This is a genomic window from Sulfuritalea sp. (genome assembly GCF_017302275.1).
Taxonomy (GTDB): domain Bacteria; phylum Pseudomonadota; class Gammaproteobacteria; order Burkholderiales; family Rhodocyclaceae; genus Sulfuritalea.
This window is the reverse complement of the sequence record NZ_JAFLDR010000038.1, coordinates 28,434-44,043: the sequence shown is the minus strand read 5'-3', so window position 1 is coordinate 44,043 and position 15,610 is coordinate 28,434. Positions and strand designations below refer to the sequence as shown.

Annotated in this window: 20 protein-coding genes; 1 reads left to right on the top strand and 19 read right to left on the bottom strand. The window is 66.1% G+C overall.

Annotation, left to right across the window (positions count from 1 at the left end; all coding sequences use genetic code 11):
- Together J0M27_RS17160 and J0M27_RS17155 are read right to left on the bottom strand one after the other, a co-directional pair.
- On the bottom strand, positions 1–339 hold a 339-nt coding region (locus J0M27_RS17160; RefSeq protein ID WP_294994508.1), incomplete at its 3' end, for an ATP-binding cassette domain-containing protein.
- A complete protein-coding gene (locus tag J0M27_RS17155) occupies positions 336–1,031 on the bottom strand; it encodes an ABC transporter permease (protein ID WP_294994505.1) in 696 nt (231 codons plus the stop codon). The genes J0M27_RS17160 and J0M27_RS17155, both read right to left, overlap by 4 nt.
- A gap of 77 nt (positions 1,032–1,108) precedes the next feature.
- Here J0M27_RS17155 and J0M27_RS17150 point away from each other — a divergent pair, with 77 nt between their 5' ends.
- Positions 1,109–2,173 carry a substrate-binding domain-containing protein gene (locus J0M27_RS17150; protein ID WP_294994502.1) on the top strand — a complete coding sequence of 355 codons (1,065 nt, stop codon included), beginning with the start codon at positions 1,109–1,111 and terminating at the stop codon, positions 2,171–2,173.
- Here J0M27_RS17150 and J0M27_RS17145 read toward each other — a convergent pair.
- The 17 genes from J0M27_RS17145 to ribBA form a co-directional block, all read right to left on the bottom strand.
- Positions 2,170–4,188 (bottom strand): NADPH-dependent 2,4-dienoyl-CoA reductase, encoded by a 2,019-nt coding sequence (locus tag J0M27_RS17145; protein ID WP_294994500.1) that lies wholly within the window; start codon positions 4,186–4,188, stop codon positions 2,170–2,172. The two genes, J0M27_RS17150 and J0M27_RS17145, sit on opposite strands and share 4 nt — an antisense overlap.
- Positions 4,185–4,745 carry a PadR family transcriptional regulator gene (locus J0M27_RS17140; protein ID WP_294994497.1) on the bottom strand — a complete coding sequence of 187 codons (561 nt, stop codon included), beginning with the start codon at positions 4,743–4,745 and terminating at the stop codon, positions 4,185–4,187. The genes J0M27_RS17145 and J0M27_RS17140 overlap by 4 nt, the downstream gene beginning before the upstream one ends.
- A gap of 49 nt (positions 4,746–4,794) precedes the next feature.
- A complete protein-coding gene (locus J0M27_RS17135) occupies positions 4,795–5,043 on the bottom strand; it encodes a hypothetical protein (RefSeq protein ID WP_294994494.1) in 249 nt (82 codons plus the stop codon).
- Between the two features lie 100 nt (positions 5,044–5,143).
- Entirely contained in the window at positions 5,144–5,542 is a 399-nt protein-coding gene (locus J0M27_RS17130) for a hypothetical protein (protein WP_294994491.1), read from the bottom strand.
- Between the two features lie 62 nt (positions 5,543–5,604).
- Positions 5,605–6,558 (bottom strand): HPr(Ser) kinase/phosphatase, encoded by a 954-nt coding sequence (gene hprK / locus J0M27_RS17125; RefSeq protein WP_294994489.1) that lies wholly within the window; start codon positions 6,556–6,558, stop codon positions 5,605–5,607.
- Complete coding sequence (gene ptsN / locus J0M27_RS17120; RefSeq protein WP_294994486.1) at positions 6,543–7,001, bottom strand: PTS IIA-like nitrogen regulatory protein PtsN; 459 nt, start codon at positions 6,999–7,001, stop codon at positions 6,543–6,545. Before ptsN ends, hprK begins: the two co-directional genes overlap by 16 nt.
- 118 nt (positions 7,002–7,119) lie before the next feature.
- A complete protein-coding gene (raiA, locus tag J0M27_RS17115) occupies positions 7,120–7,437 on the bottom strand; it encodes a ribosome-associated translation inhibitor RaiA (protein WP_294994483.1) in 318 nt (105 codons plus the stop codon).
- A gap of 24 nt (positions 7,438–7,461) precedes the next feature.
- Positions 7,462–8,913, bottom strand: coding sequence for an RNA polymerase factor sigma-54 (locus J0M27_RS17110; RefSeq protein WP_294994476.1), 1,452 nt, complete (start codon positions 8,911–8,913; stop codon positions 7,462–7,464).
- Between the two features lie 8 nt (positions 8,914–8,921).
- On the bottom strand, positions 8,922–9,743 hold the full coding sequence (gene lptB / locus J0M27_RS17105; protein ID WP_294994473.1) for an LPS export ABC transporter ATP-binding protein: 822 nt from the start codon (positions 9,741–9,743) through the stop codon (positions 8,922–8,924).
- On the bottom strand, positions 9,740–10,189 hold the full coding sequence (locus J0M27_RS17100; protein WP_294994470.1) for a regulatory protein RecX: 450 nt from the start codon (positions 10,187–10,189) through the stop codon (positions 9,740–9,742). The genes lptB and J0M27_RS17100 overlap by 4 nt, the downstream gene beginning before the upstream one ends.
- Positions 10,190–10,489: 300 nt before the next feature.
- Positions 10,490–11,515, bottom strand: a complete 1,026-nt coding sequence (gene recA, locus J0M27_RS17095) for a recombinase RecA (RefSeq protein WP_294994467.1) — start codon at positions 11,513–11,515, stop codon at positions 10,490–10,492.
- A gap of 68 nt (positions 11,516–11,583) precedes the next feature.
- The gene (locus J0M27_RS17090; RefSeq protein WP_294994464.1) at positions 11,584–12,075 is read right to left on the bottom strand and encodes a nicotinamide-nucleotide amidohydrolase family protein; all 492 of its coding nucleotides are present in this window, start codon (positions 12,073–12,075) and stop codon (positions 11,584–11,586) included.
- Positions 12,075–12,572, bottom strand: a complete 498-nt coding sequence (locus tag J0M27_RS17085; protein WP_294994461.1) for a phosphatidylglycerophosphatase A — start codon at positions 12,570–12,572, stop codon at positions 12,075–12,077. The genes J0M27_RS17090 and J0M27_RS17085 overlap by 1 nt, the downstream gene beginning before the upstream one ends.
- Positions 12,573–12,582: 10 nt before the next feature.
- On the bottom strand, positions 12,583–13,530 hold the full coding sequence (gene thiL, locus J0M27_RS17080) for a thiamine-phosphate kinase (RefSeq protein WP_294994458.1): 948 nt from the start codon (positions 13,528–13,530) through the stop codon (positions 12,583–12,585).
- Positions 13,531–13,536: 6 nt separating this feature from the next.
- Positions 13,537–14,007, bottom strand: coding sequence for a transcription antitermination factor NusB (gene nusB, locus J0M27_RS17075; protein WP_294994455.1), 471 nt, complete (start codon positions 14,005–14,007; stop codon positions 13,537–13,539).
- Between the two features lie 32 nt (positions 14,008–14,039).
- Positions 14,040–14,498: a 6,7-dimethyl-8-ribityllumazine synthase gene (gene ribH / locus J0M27_RS17070; RefSeq protein WP_294994452.1), complete on the bottom strand. Its 459-nt coding sequence runs from the start codon at positions 14,496–14,498 to the stop codon at positions 14,040–14,042.
- On the bottom strand, positions 14,495–15,601 hold the full coding sequence (gene ribBA / locus J0M27_RS17065; RefSeq protein ID WP_294994449.1) for a bifunctional 3,4-dihydroxy-2-butanone-4-phosphate synthase/GTP cyclohydrolase II: 1,107 nt from the start codon (positions 15,599–15,601) through the stop codon (positions 14,495–14,497). The genes ribH and ribBA overlap by 4 nt, the downstream gene beginning before the upstream one ends.
- Positions 15,602–15,610 lie beyond the last annotated feature (9 nt).

The following is a 15,610-nucleotide window of genomic DNA, read 5'->3' as shown; positions in this document are numbered from 1 at the left end:
GAGGCCGACTCGGGCCAGCGCTTCGGCGGCGCGGCGCCTTCGTTCCGCCGCGGCGTGGCCTTGCAGCTTGAGGCCATATTCGACATTCGCCAACACCGTCGTGCGCAGCATGATCGGGCGCTGGAAGACCATGGCCTGGCTCAGGGGTTTCGGCCAGGCAAGGCGCCCACGGCTCGGATGCAGCAGGCCGTGGATCAGGCGCAACAAGGTGCTCTTGCCCGCGCCATTGGGGCCGAGCACGATGCTGCGCTGGGCGGAAAAAGCCAGCGTCGCCGAATCGATGATGCGCGTGCTGCCCTCGGTGAGCCCGAGGTCGTCGATGGAGAGCCAGGGACTCACCCCCACCGCCTTTCCGCCCAACCGCGTACGGCATAGGCCGCCGCGTTGATCGAGAGCACTACGGCGATCAGGACAAAGCCCAGGGCGAGCGCCAGGGGCAGGTCGCCCTTGCTGGTCTCCAGGGCGATGGTGGTGGTCATCACCCGCGTCACGCCGTCGATGTTGCCGCCGACGATCATCACGGCGCCGACCTCGGCGATGGCGCGGCCAAAACCCGCCAGCGCCGCCGTGGTCAGCGAGAAGCGGCCGTCCCAGAGCAGCGTCGCCGCGGCGCGGCTGCGGCTGGCGCCGAGCGAGCGCAGCTGCTCGCGGTACTCCGTCCATTCATCGGCAATCACCTGCCGCGTCAGCGCGGCGACGATGGGCGTGACGAGTATCGCTTGGGCAACGATCATCGCCGTGGGCGAAAACAGCAGACCCATCGTGCCGAGCGGACCGGCGCGCGACAGCAGCAGGTAGACCAACAGGCCCACCACCACCGGCGGCAGGCCCATCAGTCCGTTGAACAGAACGATCAGAACGCGCCGGCCGGCGAAGCGGCCGACCGCCAGCAAAGCGCCGATCGGCATGCCGACGACACAGGCGATCAGGGTGGCGGCAAGGCTGACGCGCAGGCTGAGCCAGACGATGTCGGCCAGTTTGGCGTCGGCGGAAGCGACGAGCTGCCAGGCGGTGAGGAAGGAATCACCCATTGCGGTCATTCATTTATGTAGCAGCATGCATAAGATGAAGCAGGTTAAAGTAGGTAGTTGAAAGGTGGAATATGTCGATGGTTGCAACTAAGCCGCGCTTGCGCTGGAGTTGGGATTTCGGTCCGCTGCTGCAGGACGTGGACAGCGCGCGCCTGCTGCGCCTGCTCGCCGGGATCGGTTCCGGCGGAACCCTGGGGGCGGCCGCGGACGCCGCCGGCATTTCCTACCGCAGCGCCTGGGGCTTGCTGCGCCAGTGTGAGCAGGCATTGGGGGCTTCACTGGTGGTGATGGAACGCGGACGCGGTACGCGCCTGACCGAATTTGGCGCCGCCCTGGTGGAACTTGACCTCGCCGCGCGCGCTGCGCTGGATGACGTGCATGCTCCCTGGCAGCGAAGGCTGGAGGCCCTGCTGGCTCCCGTCGCGCGCTTCGCACCGGAGCGCCTGCGCGTGGCGGCAAGCCACGACCTGGCGCTGGCCGACTGGGTGGAGCACGGCCGACGCATCCGCTTCGAACTGTTCTGGCGCGGCAGCGAGGAGGCGCTTGCAGCGCTGGGGCGCGGCGAGTGCGAACTGGCCGGCTTCCACGTGCCGGAGGACTGGCCCTTGGCACGCATCGAGAGCTGGCTCGGGCGCTGGCTGGAGCCAACGACCCACGTCTGCCTGCCGGTGATGCGCCGCCGCCAGGGCCTGATCGTCGCGCGCGGCAATCCGCACCGGCTGACGAGCCTTGGCGACATCGCGCGCCGCGGCCTGCGCATGGTCAACCGCCAGCGTGGTTCCGGCACGCGCGCCCTGATCGACGAACTGCTGGCGGCGACCCGTGTGCGGCCGGAATCCATCGCCGGTTACCAGCACGAGGAATTCACCCACGAGGCCGTCGCTGCGGAAGTCGCCACCGGCAAGGCCGATGCCGCGTTCGGCATCGAGGCCGCCGCCGCGCGCTACGACCTTGCCTTCGTGCCGCTGCTTACCGAGCGTTACGGCTTCGCCATGACGCAGGCGATTGCCGACAGCCCCGAGGGCAAGGGCTTCCTTGCCCGCCTGCATGGCAATACCTTCCGCCAGCGCCTGCTGGCGATGCCCGGCTATGAGCCCTTGCCGGCGCGCGAGCCGGGTAACTGGGCGGATTTCCTCGCTTAGAACTCGACCGCGAATTCCGTCGCCTGCCAGATCGCGCGCTTGGCGTCGAGTTCGGTGGCGACGTCGGCACCACCCACCAGCGTGTAGGCGATGCCGGCGGCTTCGAGCCCGGCGACGAGTTCGCGGCGCGGTTCCTGGCCCGCGCAGATGACGATGGTATCGACGTCGAGCACGCGCTCCTTGCCCTCGACGGCGATGTGCAGGCCGGCGTCGTCGATCTTCAGGTACTCGACGCCGCCCTGCATGTGCACGCCGCGCTTCTGCAAAAGCAGGCGGCGCGCCCAGCCGGTGGTCTTGGCCAGGCCGTCGCCGAGCTTGGTGGCCTTGCGTTGCAGCAGCCAGACTTCGCGCGGGCTCGGCGCCATCTGCGGCGCGGCCAGGCCGCCGCGCGTCTCGCTGTAGTTGGGATCGATGCCCCATTCCTTGCGGTAGGCGGCTATCGGGTCGCCGTGGTCGCCGGCATGGGTGAGGAATTCGGCGACGTCGAAGCCGATGCCGCCGGCGCCGATCACCGCGACCTTCCTGCCGGCCGGCTTGCGGCCTTCGATCAGGTCGATGTAGCTCGTCACCTTCGGATGGTCGATGCCGGGGATGACCGGTGTGCGCGGCACGATGCCGGTGGCGACGACGACGTGGTCGTAGCCCTGAAAGTCGGCGCTGGTGACACGGCGATTCAACTGCACATCGACCGCCAGATCCTTCAGCCGGGTGCGGAAGTAGCGCAGGGTCTCGCCGAATTCTTCCTTGCCCGGAATGCGCCGCGCCAGGTTGAACTGGCCGCCGATCTCGGATGCGGCATCGAACAGCGTGACGCGGTGGCCGCGTTCCGCAAGCTGCGTGGCGGCGGCCAATCCGGCCGGGCCGGCGCCGACCACGGCGACCTTCTTCGGCGCGTCGGTCGGCACTACCTCGACGTCGAGTTCATGGCAGGCGAAGGGATTGACCAGGCAGGAACAGAGCTGGCGCGAGAAGATGTGGTCGAGGCAGGCCTGGTTGCAGGCGATGCAGGTGTTGATCGCGTCAGCGCGGCCGGCGGCGGCCTTGTTCACGAACTCGGCATCGGCGAGGAAGGGCCGCGCCATCGACACCATGTCGGCATCGCCGCGGGCCAGCACGTCCTCGGCGACCTGCGGGTCGTTGATGCGGTTGGTGGTGATCAGCGGGATTCCCACTTCGCCCTTCATGCGCGCCGTGACCCAGGTGTAGGCGGCGCGCGGCACGGCGGTGTAGATGGTCGGGATGCGCGCCTCGTGCCAGCCGACACCCGTGTTGATGATCGTGGCCCCGGCCTTCTCGACCTCTTTCGCCATGGTCACCACTTCGTCCCAGGTCGAGCCGCCCTCGACCAGGTCGAGCATCGAGAGGCGGAAAATGATGATGAAGTTCGGACCGACGCGGGCGCGCACCGCACGGATCACTTCGAGGCCGAAGCGCAGGCGGTTTTCCAGGCTGCCGCCCCAGCGGTCGTCGCGGTGGTTGGTCTGCGGCGCGATGAACTGGTTGATCAGGTAGCCTTCGGAGCCCATGATCTCGACGCCGTCATAGTTGGCGAACTGGCACATCGCGGCGCATTGCGCGTAGTCGGCGATGGTCCGGAGGATTTCTTCCTCGCTCAGCGCATGCGGCGTGACCGGGTTGATCGGCGCCTTCAGCGCGGAAGGCGCCACCGGACGCTTGTGGTAAGCGTAGCGGCCGGTGTGCAGGATCTGCACGCAGATCTTGCCGCCGTGCTGGTGCACGGCCTCGGTGATGACGCGGTGCTTGGCGGCTTCGGTTTCGTTGTCGAGGATCGATGCGCCCTGCATGACGATGCTGTCCTGGTTGGGGGCGAAGCCGCCGGTGACGATGAGGCCGACGCCACCCTTGGCGCGCGCGGCGTAGAAGGCCGCCATGCGGTCGTGGCTGTTGCCGATGTCCTCCAGGCCGGTGTGCATCGAGCCCATGAGCACGCGGTTCCTCAACGTGGTGAAGCCGAGGTCGAGCGGCGCCAGCAGGTGCGGGTAGGGATTGCTCATTTCTTTTCTCTCCTTGGTGGGTCTTGTTCATGGCCATGCAGGAGGGCGATCGCCTCCTCGCACCATTCCAGCCAGCCCTGTTCGTAGCGGATGCCACTCTTCAGGACCTGGTATTGCAGGGCGCGCTGGCGGTCCAGCGTGCCGGAAAAATCCCTCGCCTCGATCACGCGGTAGGCGGTCAGCCGATTGGCGTGCAGGGCGCGATGGTGCTCGAGTTCCGGGATCAGGGCGCCGGCTTCGCCGAAGGCCGCGCCGCGCAACTTGACCATCAGGCTGTCGCGAACGCCTTCCGGCTCGGTGGGCTCCGCCAGCCAGCGCGCAACCTCACTGCGGCCGGCGCGGCTGACCGAGTACAGCTTGCGGTCGGGGGCGGCTTCGCCGGCCTGAAGCTCGCCGGAAATCCAGCCGGCTTCCTCCATGCGCGCCAGGACCTTGTAGATCTGCTGGTGCGTCGCGTGCCAGAAATAGCCGATCGAGCGGTCGAAACGACGCGCCAGTTCGTAACCCGAACTGGGCTTTTCAAGCAGGGATACCAGCAGGGCATGGTCCAGCGACATGCCCGAAAGATACTATGCAACGAGTTGCAGTGCAAGCCGTTGCATAGGGCTACCGTGCCGGGGCAGAAGTCGGCGCTGGCGCCACGGCAGCCGGAGCTGGGGTCTTGTCCGTGGCCGGCCGTTCCGACGGTGGCAAGTGGCGCGATTTGATCCCGGGGGCGTCTGTGGGTGCGCTTTGTCGCGAAAAAAAGCTCCAGGCCATGCCGCCGAGCGCGGTGACGACAATCAGGACGATGACGATCATGATGCGATCGCCGCCGGGTTCGTACTGGGGAGGGGTGTCTGAAGGAGATTTCATCCGCAGGATTCTAGTCGGGTCCCCTGGATACTGCCCGCCCTTCCGGACCGGACAAAAAAACGCCGGCGTGGAGCCGGCGCTTTCCGGGTTGCGGGCCGGATTACTTGGCCTTGGCATCCTTTTCGCACTTCTTGATCGAAGCGGCCTTGGCGGCGCCGGCCAGCGGCTTGCCATCCTTGCTCACGGCCTTGGCTTCGCAGCCGCTGGCATCGGCGGGCTTGCTGCCGCCTTCGCACTTCTTCATGAAGGCCTTCTTGGCGGCGCCGGCCAGCGGTTTGCCATCCTTGCTCACGGCCTTGGCTTCGCAGTCGCCGGCGGCGGCCTTGGCGGCGGGAGCAGCCGGTGCGGCGGCCGCAGGCTTTGCGGCCTCAGCAGGTTTCGCGGCCGGAGCAGCAGCAGCGGGCTTGGCGGCTTCGGCCGGCTTCGCGGCGGGGGCCTGGGCCAGCGCAACGCCGGCGGCAAATAGGGTAGACAGGGCGACGGCGATCATTTTGTTCATTGAATATCTCCTTGGTTTATTGGCGGCGCATGGCCGTGCCCGAATAACGCGCGTGCCGGTGTCTAGTTGACCGGGCTGCCGTTGCTGTCGGCGCGCAGAGCGGCCTCCTGGCGCTCGACGAACTCCTGCATGCTGTCGATGCCGCGCAGTTTCAGAACAGTGGCGCGCACCGCGGCTTCAAGCAGCACGGCCAGGTTGCGGCCCGCCGCCACCGGCAGCGTGACGCGGCGCACCGGTACGCCGAGAATGGTTTCCGTCTGCGCATCGAGCGGCAGGCGCGCTGCCTCGGGGACTCCCGGCGTCGGCCGTTGCAGATGGACGATGAGCTTGAGCCGCATCTTGCGTCGGCACGCGGTTTCGCCGAAGACGGTGCGGACGTTGAGCAGGCCCAGTCCGCGCACTTCGAGGAAATCCTTGAGCAGTTCCGGGCAGCGCCCCTCCAGGGTGTCGGAGCCGATGCGCGAAACGTCAACCACGTCGTCGGCGACCAGGCCGTGCCCGCGTGATATCAGTTCGAGGCCGAGTTCGCTCTTGCCGACTCCGGAATCGCCTGTGATCAGCACGCCCATGCCCAGTACGTCGAGGAACACGCCATGCAGCGTGCCGGTTTCGGCAAGCTGGCGCGAGACGAAATAACGCAGCGTGTCGATCACGAAAGCCGACGACATCGGCGTTGTCAGCAGCGGTGTGCCAGAGGCCTCGCATCCGGCGCGGACGCCGTCGTTGATCGTGCAGCCGTCGGCGACGATGATGGCCGGCGGGCGCGCGGCATAGATTTCCTGCATGTGGTGGGCGACTTTTTCCGGCGCGTGGCGCAGCGCCCAGGCGACTTCCGGCGCGCCGATGACCTGCAGGCGTTCCGGGTGCATCAGGTTGAGGTGGCCGATCAGGTCGGCGGGGGAAACGACGTGCTCGCTGGCGCAGATCGCCCGCGTCATCGCGCCGCTGACCCACGAGAGCTGGAGCCGCTCCCGGTTGCGTTCGAACAGCTGGGAAACGACTAGTTCGCGTGCCAATTGGCGAACAGGCCGTGCAGCGCCGCAGCGTCGGCGGCGGCCGCAAGCTGCTCGCGAAACGCCCGGTCGGAAAACATCTGGGCCAATTCGGAGAGCAGTTGGAGATGGTGTTCGTTGGCGGCTTCCGGTACCAGCAGGACGAAAATCAGTCCGACCGGCTTGCCGTCGGGTGCGTCGAATAGGACCGGTGTGGCCAGGCGGACAAAGGCGCCGCAGGGCGTCTTCAGTCCCTTGATGCGGCCGTGGGGAATCGCGATGCCCTGACCGAGCCCGGTTGAACCGAGCTTTTCGCGTGCGAACAGGGCGTCATAGACGGTGCTGCGGGCCACGCCCTGGTGGTTCTCGAACAATATCCCGACCTGCTCGAATACGCGCTTCTTGCTGCTGGCGTCGAGGTTGGCCACGACGTTGTCGAGGGGCAGCAGGCTGGCGATCTGATTCATCGTGGGAGCGATAATCTTGCAATAGGGGGAGGTCGCGGCGGCGGGAGTATAAACCGCGAACCCGGTTGGGTGGGGTTACCGGTCCGCGCCGCCGTGCCTTGCCTGGATCGTCGTGGCCTTACTCGGCCGCTTGGCGCTTGTTGTCGTGGGAGTGGCTGGAAACCTTTTCCTTGTGCTTGACCACCTGGCGGTCGAGCTTGTCGGCCACCAGGTCGATCGCCGCATAAAGGTCGGCGTCCGTGGCGTCGGCGAAGATGTCCTTGCCCTTGACGTGCAAGGTGACTTCGGCTTTCTGCTGCAGTTTCTCAACCGACAGAATGACGTGCGAGCTGGTCACCTGATCGAAATGCCGCAACACCCGCTCGAGCTTGCCCTTCACGTATTCGCGAATTGCCGGGGTGACTTCAACGTGATGTCCGGTGATGTTGAGATTCATGATGCCTCCTGGTCAAATGTTTTCTCAGAGAACCTTCCTGAGGTTTACCGGCGGAATGCCGAGCAGTTCGCGGTACTTCGCAACGGTGCGACGTGCCACGACGATGCCCTGCTCGCCGAGGATTTCCGCGAGACGGGCATCCGAGAGCGGCTTCTTGCCGTCCTCGGCGCCGACCAATTGCTTGATCAGCGCCCGAATCGCGGTTGAGGAGGCCGCGCCGCCGGTATCGGTGGCGACGTGGCTGCCAAAAAAGTATTTGAGCTCGAAGATGCCGCGCGGACTGGCCAGGTACTTCTGGGTCGTCACGCGCGAAATCGTCGATTCGTGAAGGCTGACGGTTTCCGCAATCTCGCGCAGGGTCAGCGGCCGCATCGCGACTTCGCCGTGGTCGAAGAAGGCGCGCTGCCGGTCGACGATGGCTTGCGAAACGCGCAGGATGGTGTCGAAGCGCTGCTGCACGTTCTTGATCAGCCATTTGGCTTCCTGCAACTGGCTGGCCAGGCCTGCAGACGAACCCCCGCCGCCGCGGTGGCGCTGCAGGATGTCGGCGTAGAGTCGGTTGATGCGCAGGCGCGGCATGGCGTCGCGATTGAGGCTTACCACCCACTTGTCGTTAACCTTGCGCACCGCCACGTCGGGTACCACGTAGCGCGTGTCGGTCGCCGCATACTGCGCGCCGGGGCGCGGATTGAGGGATTTGATCAGGGCCTGTGCCGTGCGCAGTTCGTCGTCGTCGCAACCCAGCAGCTTGCGGATGCGGGCGAAGTCGCGCGCCGCCAGCAGGTCGAGGTGGCGGTCGACGATGTCCAGCGCCAGCTTGCGCGGCGCCGTATCGGGCAGGCACTTCAGTTGCAGCACCAGGCATTCCTGCGCGTTGCGCGCGCCTATCCCCGGCGGGTCGAGGTTCTGCAGGTGGCGCAGGGCAATGCCGAGTTCTTCCAGCAGCACTTCGCGCTGCTCGTCGTCCTCGCCGACCAGCAGGTCGACCAGTTCCTCGAGCGGCTGTGTCAGGTAGCCGTCGTCATCGAGCGCTTCGATCAGGAAGCCGACCAGTGCCCGTTCGCGATCCGGCAACTGCGTCATCGCCACTTGCGGAACCAGATGCTCGCGCAGGGAAGTGGAGGCGGTTTGCGCCTCGCCACTGTCGAGGTCGTCGTCGTTGGGGTCGCGCTGGCCGTGGGCCCCGGAGAAATCCATGCCCCAGCCTTCGTCGTCGCCGCCTTGTGCTTCCCTGCGGTCCTCGTTTTCCGGCGCCGGCGCGGTTTGCGGCGTTGCCAGCGTTTCGCCCGCTACGCCGAGGCTGTACAGTGCCGGTTCTCCCGGATCGTCGCGTTCCAGCAGGGGGTTCTCCTGCAACGCTTGATCGATTTCGGCGTTCAACTCCAGCGTCGAAAGTTGCAACAGCCGGATCGACTGCTGCAACTGCGGCGTCAATGCCAGATGCTGCGAAAGCCGGAGCTGGAGACCCTGCTTCATTCTTGCTATTACATTCTGAAGTGCTCGCCGAGATAGACCCGGCGCACGCTTTCATTATCGACTATCTCGGCCGGCTGTCCAGCGGCAAGTACTTCTCCGGCGTTGATGATCGTGGCGCGATCGCAAATTCCCAATGTCTCCCGCACGTTGTGGTCGGTGATGAGCACTCCGATGCCGCGTTCGCGCAGGTAGCGGATGATTTTCTGGATGTCGATGACCGCGATCGGGTCGACGCCGGCGAAGGGCTCGTCGAGAAGGATGAAGCGCGGGCTGGTGGCGAGCGCGCGGGCGATCTCGACGCGGCGGCGCTCGCCGCCGGAAAGCGAGGCGGCAATGTTCTTGCGGATGTGGGTGATGTGCAATTCCTGCAACAGGGTTTCTTCCTGCTGGTCGATCGCTTCGCCGTCCATATCCTGTAGTTCGAGCACCGCGCGCACGTTTTCCGACACGGTCAGCTTGCGGAAGACCGAGTTTTCCTGCGGCAGGTAGGACAGCCCCAGCTTTGCCCGCTGGTGGATCGGCATGTGGGTCAGGCGCAACTGCTCGGCGCCGTTCTCGATGCGGATCTCGCCACCGTCGGCGGCGACCAGGCCCACGATCATGTAGAAGCAGGTGGTCTTGCCGGCGCCGTTGGGGCCGAGCAGGCCGACCACCTCGCCGGCGCCGACCTCGAAGGAGACGTCGGTGACTACGGTGCGCGACTTGTACTTCTTGCGCAGGTTGTGCGCCGAAAGGATCGCGGCGGGTGCGACGGCAGAGGCGGCGGCCTCGGGTGGTGCGGCATCGTTCTCGTAACCGAGGGGAAGCTGGCCGGGAGCGGGGATCTTCATTCGCCCTCCGCCTCCAGCGGCAGCTTGAGCAGGCGGCGCACGATGTCGCCGGCAAAGCCGCGGCTTTGCAGGAAACGCGCTTGGCGCGCCCATTCCTTGGGATTGGCTGGCGCGGCGGAAAACTTGCGGCTCCAGGCGGCGCGGGCGCGCGCCATTTCGTCGGGCAGGTCGGCCTGGGCCAGTTGCTCCTCGATCATCTCGGGCGCCAGACCGCGGGTTTTCAGGGTGTGGCGCAGGCGCGAGGCACCCAGGCGCGAGGCGTTGCTGCGCAGGAAGCTTTCCGCGGTGCGGCTGTCAGACTGCAGTTGGGACGATTCCATGTCGGCCAGCACGGCATCGATTTCCTCCGGCGTGCCCAGCCCCGCCAGTTTGCGGGCCAACTCGGCGCGAGTGTGTTCACGCCGGGCCAGCAGCTTGATCGCCTGCTGGCGCAGTTCATTCGACATGGTATCGACCGCGACACGCGCGGCAACTGCTGTTCGACAAGATGCGTGTCCCCGGCGGGTTAGCGTGAGATACAGTCGCCCACGAAGTCCCCGGCAACTATCGAGCGAAGCGAGCGGACGGGTAGCGCCGCCCCGGGAAGGGGGCGCAGGCGGGATATCACGAAGCACTGCTTCGCGCCGCCGAATCCGGCCGGCCATGCAGGGCCGGCCGTGGAGCGGGGGTGGGGGGCTTTCAATTCGCCTTTCGCGTGTTTCATCTTCAGCGGGTGGTTCTGGCTGTCATGAGCGCCAATGCCGCGCCTAGCTGCCCTTCGCCGCGTCGGCGGTACCGAGGGTGGCGACGCCGACCGCTTCGCGCACCCGGTTCTCGATTTCGACCGCAAGGTCCCCATGCTCGCGCAGAAATTCCCGCGCGTTGTCCTTGCCCTGGCCGATCTTCTCGCCCTTGTAGGCGTACCAGGCGCCGGACTTCTCGACGATCCTGTGCTCGACGCCGAGTTCGACGATCTCGCCCTGGCGCGAAATGCCTTCGCCGTAGAGGATGTCGAAGTGGGCTTCGCGGAAGGGCGGCGCCACCTTGTTCTTGACCACCTTGACCTTGGTCTCGTTGCCGATCACCTCATCGCCCTTCTTGATGGCGCCGGTGCGGCGGATGTCCATGCGTACCGAGGCGTAGAACTTGAGTGCGTTGCCGCCGGTGGTGGTTTCCGGATTGCCGAACATGACGCCGATCTTCATGCGGATCTGGTTGATGAAGATGACCAGGGTATTGGTCCGCTTGATGTTGGCGGTCAGCTTGCGCAGGGCCTGCGACATCAGCCGCGCCTGCAGGCCAGGCAACTGGTCGCCCATTTCGCCCTCGATTTCGGCGCGCGGCGTCAGCGCGGCGACCGAGTCGATCACGATGCAATCGATGCCGCCCGAGCGCACCAGCATGTCGCAGATTTCGAGGCCTTGCTCGCCGGTGTCGGGTTGCGAGATCAGCAGGTCGGGGACGACTACGCCGAGCTTCGCCGCGTAGCCGGGATCCAGTGCATTTTCCGCGTCGATGTAGGCGGCGACACCGCCGGCTTTCTGGATTTCGGCGACGATGTGCAGGCACAGCGTGGTCTTGCCCGACGACTCCGGTCCGTAGATCTCCACGACCCGGCCGCGCGGCAGGCCACCTATGCCCAAAGCGATGTCGAGTCCGAGCGAGCCGGTGGAAACCGTCTGGATGTCGTCGATCGCCAGGCCTTCGCCCATCTTCATGATGGAGCCCTTGCCGAACTGCTTTTCGATTTGGGCCAGGGCGGCCTGAAGTGCCTTGCTCTTGTTCTCGTCCATTTTTTGCTTCCTTGTCAATGATTCGATTATGTCATGGATGGCACAGTTTTTGCGCCATGTCGCTTCGGTCAGATGGCTTCGAGTCGCCGCAGCAGTCCCTGCAGGGCATGGATTACGGCCTGGCGGCGAATGGCCTCGCGGTCGCCGGCAAACTGCCGGGTTTCCGCGTCGGCCTTTTCCCCACGCCGACACCAGGCAAAGCATACGGTGCCCACTGGCTTACCAGGTGAGCCACCCGTGGGGCCGGCGATTCCTGTAATAGCCAATGAAAACATGGCGTTGGAGTTATTCAGCGCCCCACTCGCCATGTCTGCGGCGGTTTCCAGGCTCACGGCACCGAATTCGGCCAGGGTTTCGACAGATACTCCGAGCATGCCCACCTTGGCCTCATTGGAGTAGGTGACGAATCCGCGATCGAACCACGCCGAACTGCCAGCAGTGTGAGTGATTACTTGCGCCACCCAGCCGCCGGTGCATGATTCGGCAGTCGCCAGCAAAAGTCGGTGCTGGCGACACGGTACCGCTACCGATTCCGACAGTGCTATGAGGTCGGCGTCCATCAGAAGGGCAGGAATGCCTTGAAAACGGCGATCGTCAGCACCGTATAGCCAGCGGCGATGACATCGTCCATCATCACGCCGAAGCCGTTCTTCACCTGCGTGTCGAAGAACTTTGCCGGCTGCGGCTTGACGATGTCGTAAAAACGGAACCAGAGGAAGGCGGCGAGTTGCCACAGCAGTTCCTGAGGTGCGAGCATCAGCACGCCCCAGAATGGCACGATTTCGTCCCAGACGATGGCGCCATGGTCGACCACGCCGAGCGCGCGCCCGGTGATCTGGCAGGCGGCGACGCCGACGGCGAAGCCCAGCAGGAGGAAGATGGCGAAGGCGAGGTCGCTTCCAAGGTAGAGGCGCAGCAGCGGGTAGGTGGCCCAGGCGAAGGCCGTTCCCGCCGTGCCGGGCGCCCAGCGCGACAATCCGCTGCCCATGCCGCAGGCGATGAAATGCGCCGGGTGGTGGAGCAGGAATTTCAGTGGAGGCGGCGGGAGTTTGGCCATGTGCGGGGAGTCAGGTGTCGGTGCTCGGGAAGTGGTCATAGCCACGCCGGCGAATGACCAGGGGATTGCCTTCGGCATCGCGCAGGTCGATCGCACCAACACTTCCCGCTTCAACGGTTCCGATGCGAGTGAGCGCCAACTGAAGCCGGCCGGCAAGAGTGTCGATTGCGCTTCTGCACGATGGCGGCGCAGCAAACACCAGTTCGTAGTCGTCGCCGCCGGAGAGCCATGCATCCCTTTCAAGAGTCGGCGCTGATGGTACGGCGACTTGCACGGAAGCGGCGACCCGGGATGCTGTCAGGATGTGGCCGAGGTCGGCCAGCAGGCCGTCGGACACATCGATTGCCGCCGTCGCCAATCCTTGCAGGGCCAGGCCGAGGGCCACGCGCGGTTGAGGACGCTGTAGGGCCGCGACGCATCCGGCGCGACGGGGCTCGGCCAACACCGTGCGCCCTTGCAGGTGGGCCAACCCCAGCGCGGCTCGCCCCGGTTGGCCGGACACCCAGATGTCGTCGCCGACGCCAGCGCCGCTGCGGCGCAGGGCGTGGCCGGCCGCGACTTCACCGAGAATGGTGACGCAGAACGCGCGCGGCCCGCGCGTCGTATCGCCGCCGATCAGGTCGATGCCGAACTCGTCGGCGCAGGCGAAAAAGCCGCGGGCAAAAGCTTCGATCCAGTCGGAAGTCGGCGCTGGCAACACGGCGGCGAGCGTCGCCCAGCGTGGCCGCGCACCCATCGCGGCCACGTCCGAGATGTTGACCGCCAGTGTCTTCCAGCCCAGGTCTTCGGCGTCGGTATCGGGCAGGAAGTGGGTGCCCTCCACCAGCATGTCGGTGGAGATCACCAGTTCCTGGCCGGGGGCCGGCGTGATCAGCGCGCCGTCGTCGCCGACGCCGAGCGTCGTGTGGGTCGTGCCGCGCGTGAAATGGCGCGCGATGAGTTCGAATTCCGAGGGCACGCGGAATCAGCGCTTTTGCAGTTCCGCCGCCCTCAGCACGGCGGCGAGCTTGTCCAGCACGCCATTGACGAACTTGTGGCCATCGGTGCCGCCGTAGGTCTTGGCCAGTTCGATGGCTTCGTTGATGATCACGCGGTAGGGTGTTTCCGGATGCAGCTTGAGCTCGCAGGCGCCCAGCAGCAGCACGCAGCGCTCGATCGGCGAGACTTCGTCCCAGTTGCGGTCGATGTGCGGCGCCAGGTCGAGCATGAGTGCCCCGGCGTTCTGTCGCGCTTCGGCGAGCAGGGTGCCGTAAAGCGCGCCGTCGGCCTTGTCGAAACCTGCCACGCCCTCGGCCTGGACCTGGATCGCCGCTTCGTCCTGGCCGCCGACCTGCCATTGGTAGAGGCCCTGGATGACGAATTCGCGCGCGCGCCGACGCGGGTTCGACGTCCTGCCGCCCTTGACTCGCCCCGGGCGCTGGGGCGAGCTTGTCACCGGACCCTCGCCCGGTGAATTGCCGCCGGCCATTACTTCAGCGCCTTCAGCAAGTTCGCCATCTCGATGGCCGCCTGCGCCGCTTCGGTGCCCTTTTGCACCATGCGCACCAGCGCCTGGTCGTCGTTCTCGGTCGTCAGAACGGCATTGGCGATCGGGATGCCGCAGTTCAGCTGCACGTCGGTGATGCCGCGCGCCGATTCGTTGGAAACGATTTCGAAGTGATAGGTCTCGCCGCGAATCACGGCGCCCAGCGCAACCAGTGCATCGAAGCGCCCGCTTTGCGCCATGGCCTGCAGCGTCAGCGGCAGCTCCAGGGCGCCGGGAACGGTCGCATAGGTCACGTCGCCATCGGCCACGCCGAGGCGGGCGAGTTCTGCCAGGCAACCCGAACGCAGGCCTTCGCCGATTTCCTCGTTGAAGCGGGCTTGCGCCACGCCGATGCGCATGCCGCTGCCGGCGAGGTTGGTTTCGAGTTCGCGTGCGCTCATGCTGTTTTCTCTCCCGATGGAGTGAAGTAGCCGGTGATTTCCAGGCCGAAGCCGGCCATGCTCGGCATCTTGCGTGGGCTCGACATCAGCCGCATCCTGCCGACGCCGATCTCGCGCAGGATCTGCGCGCCGATGCCGTATATGCGCGGGTCCCAGGTATAGGCGGGCTTTTCGTTGCGTTCGCTCTTGAGCGCAGCCAGCAGCGCATTGCCGGTCTCCGCGCGGTGCAGCATCACCAGCACGCCGCACCCCTGTTCGGCGATCTTGCGCAGCGCGAAGTCGACGCTGTAGGTGTGGCCGCGGCTGCCGTGGTCGATGAAATCCAGCACGCAGACGGCTTCATGCACGCGCACCAGGGTTTCATCCGCAGCCGTGATCTCGCCGCGCGACATCGCCAGATGCACGTCGCCGCTGCTGCGGTCGGCGAAGGCGCGCAGGCGGAACTTGCCTTGCGCGCACTCGACCTGCTTGTCGGCCACGCACTCGATGAGTTTTTCGGTTTCCGAACGATGTTGGATCAGGTCGCGGATGGTGCCGATCTTCAGCCCGTGTTCGCGGGCGAACTCCAGCAGGTCCGGCAGCCGCGCCATGGTGCCGTCCTCCTTGAGGATCTCGCAGATCACCGAGGCAGGCGTGCAGCCGGCCAGTTGCGCGAAATCGCAGCCGGCTTCCGTATGGCCGGCGCGCACCAGCACGCCGCCGTTCTGCGCCATCAGCGGGAAGATGTGGCCCGGCTGGACGATGTCGGCGGGGGTGGCGTTCTTCGCCACGGCGGCCTGCACCGTGCGCGAACGGTCCTGCGCCGAGATGCCCGTCGTGACGCCCTCGGCGGCCTCGATCGACATGGTGAAGGCGGTTCCGTGCTGCGCCTTGTTGTCTCGCACCATCAGCGGCAGGTCGAGCTGGCGGCAGCGCGCCTCGGTCAGGGTCAGGCAGATCAGGCCGCGGCCGAACTTGGCCATGAAGTTGATCGCCTCGGGCGTGCAATGCTCGGCGGCGATGACGAGGTCACCCTCGTTTTCACGATCCTCTTCGTCGACCAGGATCACCATGCGACCGGCGCGCAGGTCGGCGACGATGTCGAGTACGGGGCTGATGCTCATGCTGTGCCT

Coding starts and splice junctions, on each gene's coding strand:
- J0M27_RS17155 (WP_294994505.1), bottom strand. CDS start 1,031: ATGGGTGATTCCTTCCTCACCGCCTGGCAGCTCGTCGCTTCCGCCGAC.
- J0M27_RS17150 (WP_294994502.1), top strand. CDS start 1,109: ATGGTTGCAACTAAGCCGCGCTTGCGCTGGAGTTGGGATTTCGGTCCG.
- J0M27_RS17145 (WP_294994500.1), bottom strand. CDS start 4,188: ATGAGCAATCCCTACCCGCACCTGCTGGCGCCGCTCGACCTCGGCTTC.
- J0M27_RS17140 (WP_294994497.1), bottom strand. CDS start 4,745: ATGTCGCTGGACCATGCCCTGCTGGTATCCCTGCTTGAAAAGCCCAGT.
- J0M27_RS17135 (WP_294994494.1), bottom strand. CDS start 5,043: ATGAAATCTCCTTCAGACACCCCTCCCCAGTACGAACCCGGCGGCGAT.
- J0M27_RS17130 (WP_294994491.1), bottom strand. CDS start 5,542: ATGAACAAAATGATCGCCGTCGCCCTGTCTACCCTATTTGCCGCCGGC.
- ptsN (WP_294994486.1), bottom strand. CDS start 7,001: ATGAATCAGATCGCCAGCCTGCTGCCCCTCGACAACGTCGTGGCCAAC.
- raiA (WP_294994483.1), bottom strand. CDS start 7,437: ATGAATCTCAACATCACCGGACATCACGTTGAAGTCACCCCGGCAATT.
- J0M27_RS17110 (WP_294994476.1), bottom strand. CDS start 8,913: ATGAAGCAGGGTCTCCAGCTCCGGCTTTCGCAGCATCTGGCATTGACG.
- lptB (WP_294994473.1), bottom strand. CDS start 9,743: ATGAAGATCCCCGCTCCCGGCCAGCTTCCCCTCGGTTACGAGAACGAT.
- J0M27_RS17100 (WP_294994470.1), bottom strand. CDS start 10,189: ATGTCGAATGAACTGCGCCAGCAGGCGATCAAGCTGCTGGCCCGGCGT.
- recA (WP_294994467.1), bottom strand. CDS start 11,515: ATGGACGAGAACAAGAGCAAGGCACTTCAGGCCGCCCTGGCCCAAATC.
- J0M27_RS17090 (WP_294994464.1), bottom strand. CDS start 12,075: ATGGACGCCGACCTCATAGCACTGTCGGAATCGGTAGCGGTACCGTGT.
- J0M27_RS17085 (WP_294994461.1), bottom strand. CDS start 12,572: ATGGCCAAACTCCCGCCGCCTCCACTGAAATTCCTGCTCCACCACCCG.
- ribH (WP_294994452.1), bottom strand. CDS start 14,498: ATGAGCGCACGCGAACTCGAAACCAACCTCGCCGGCAGCGGCATGCGC.
- ribBA (WP_294994449.1), bottom strand. CDS start 15,601: ATGAGCATCAGCCCCGTACTCGACATCGTCGCCGACCTGCGCGCCGGT.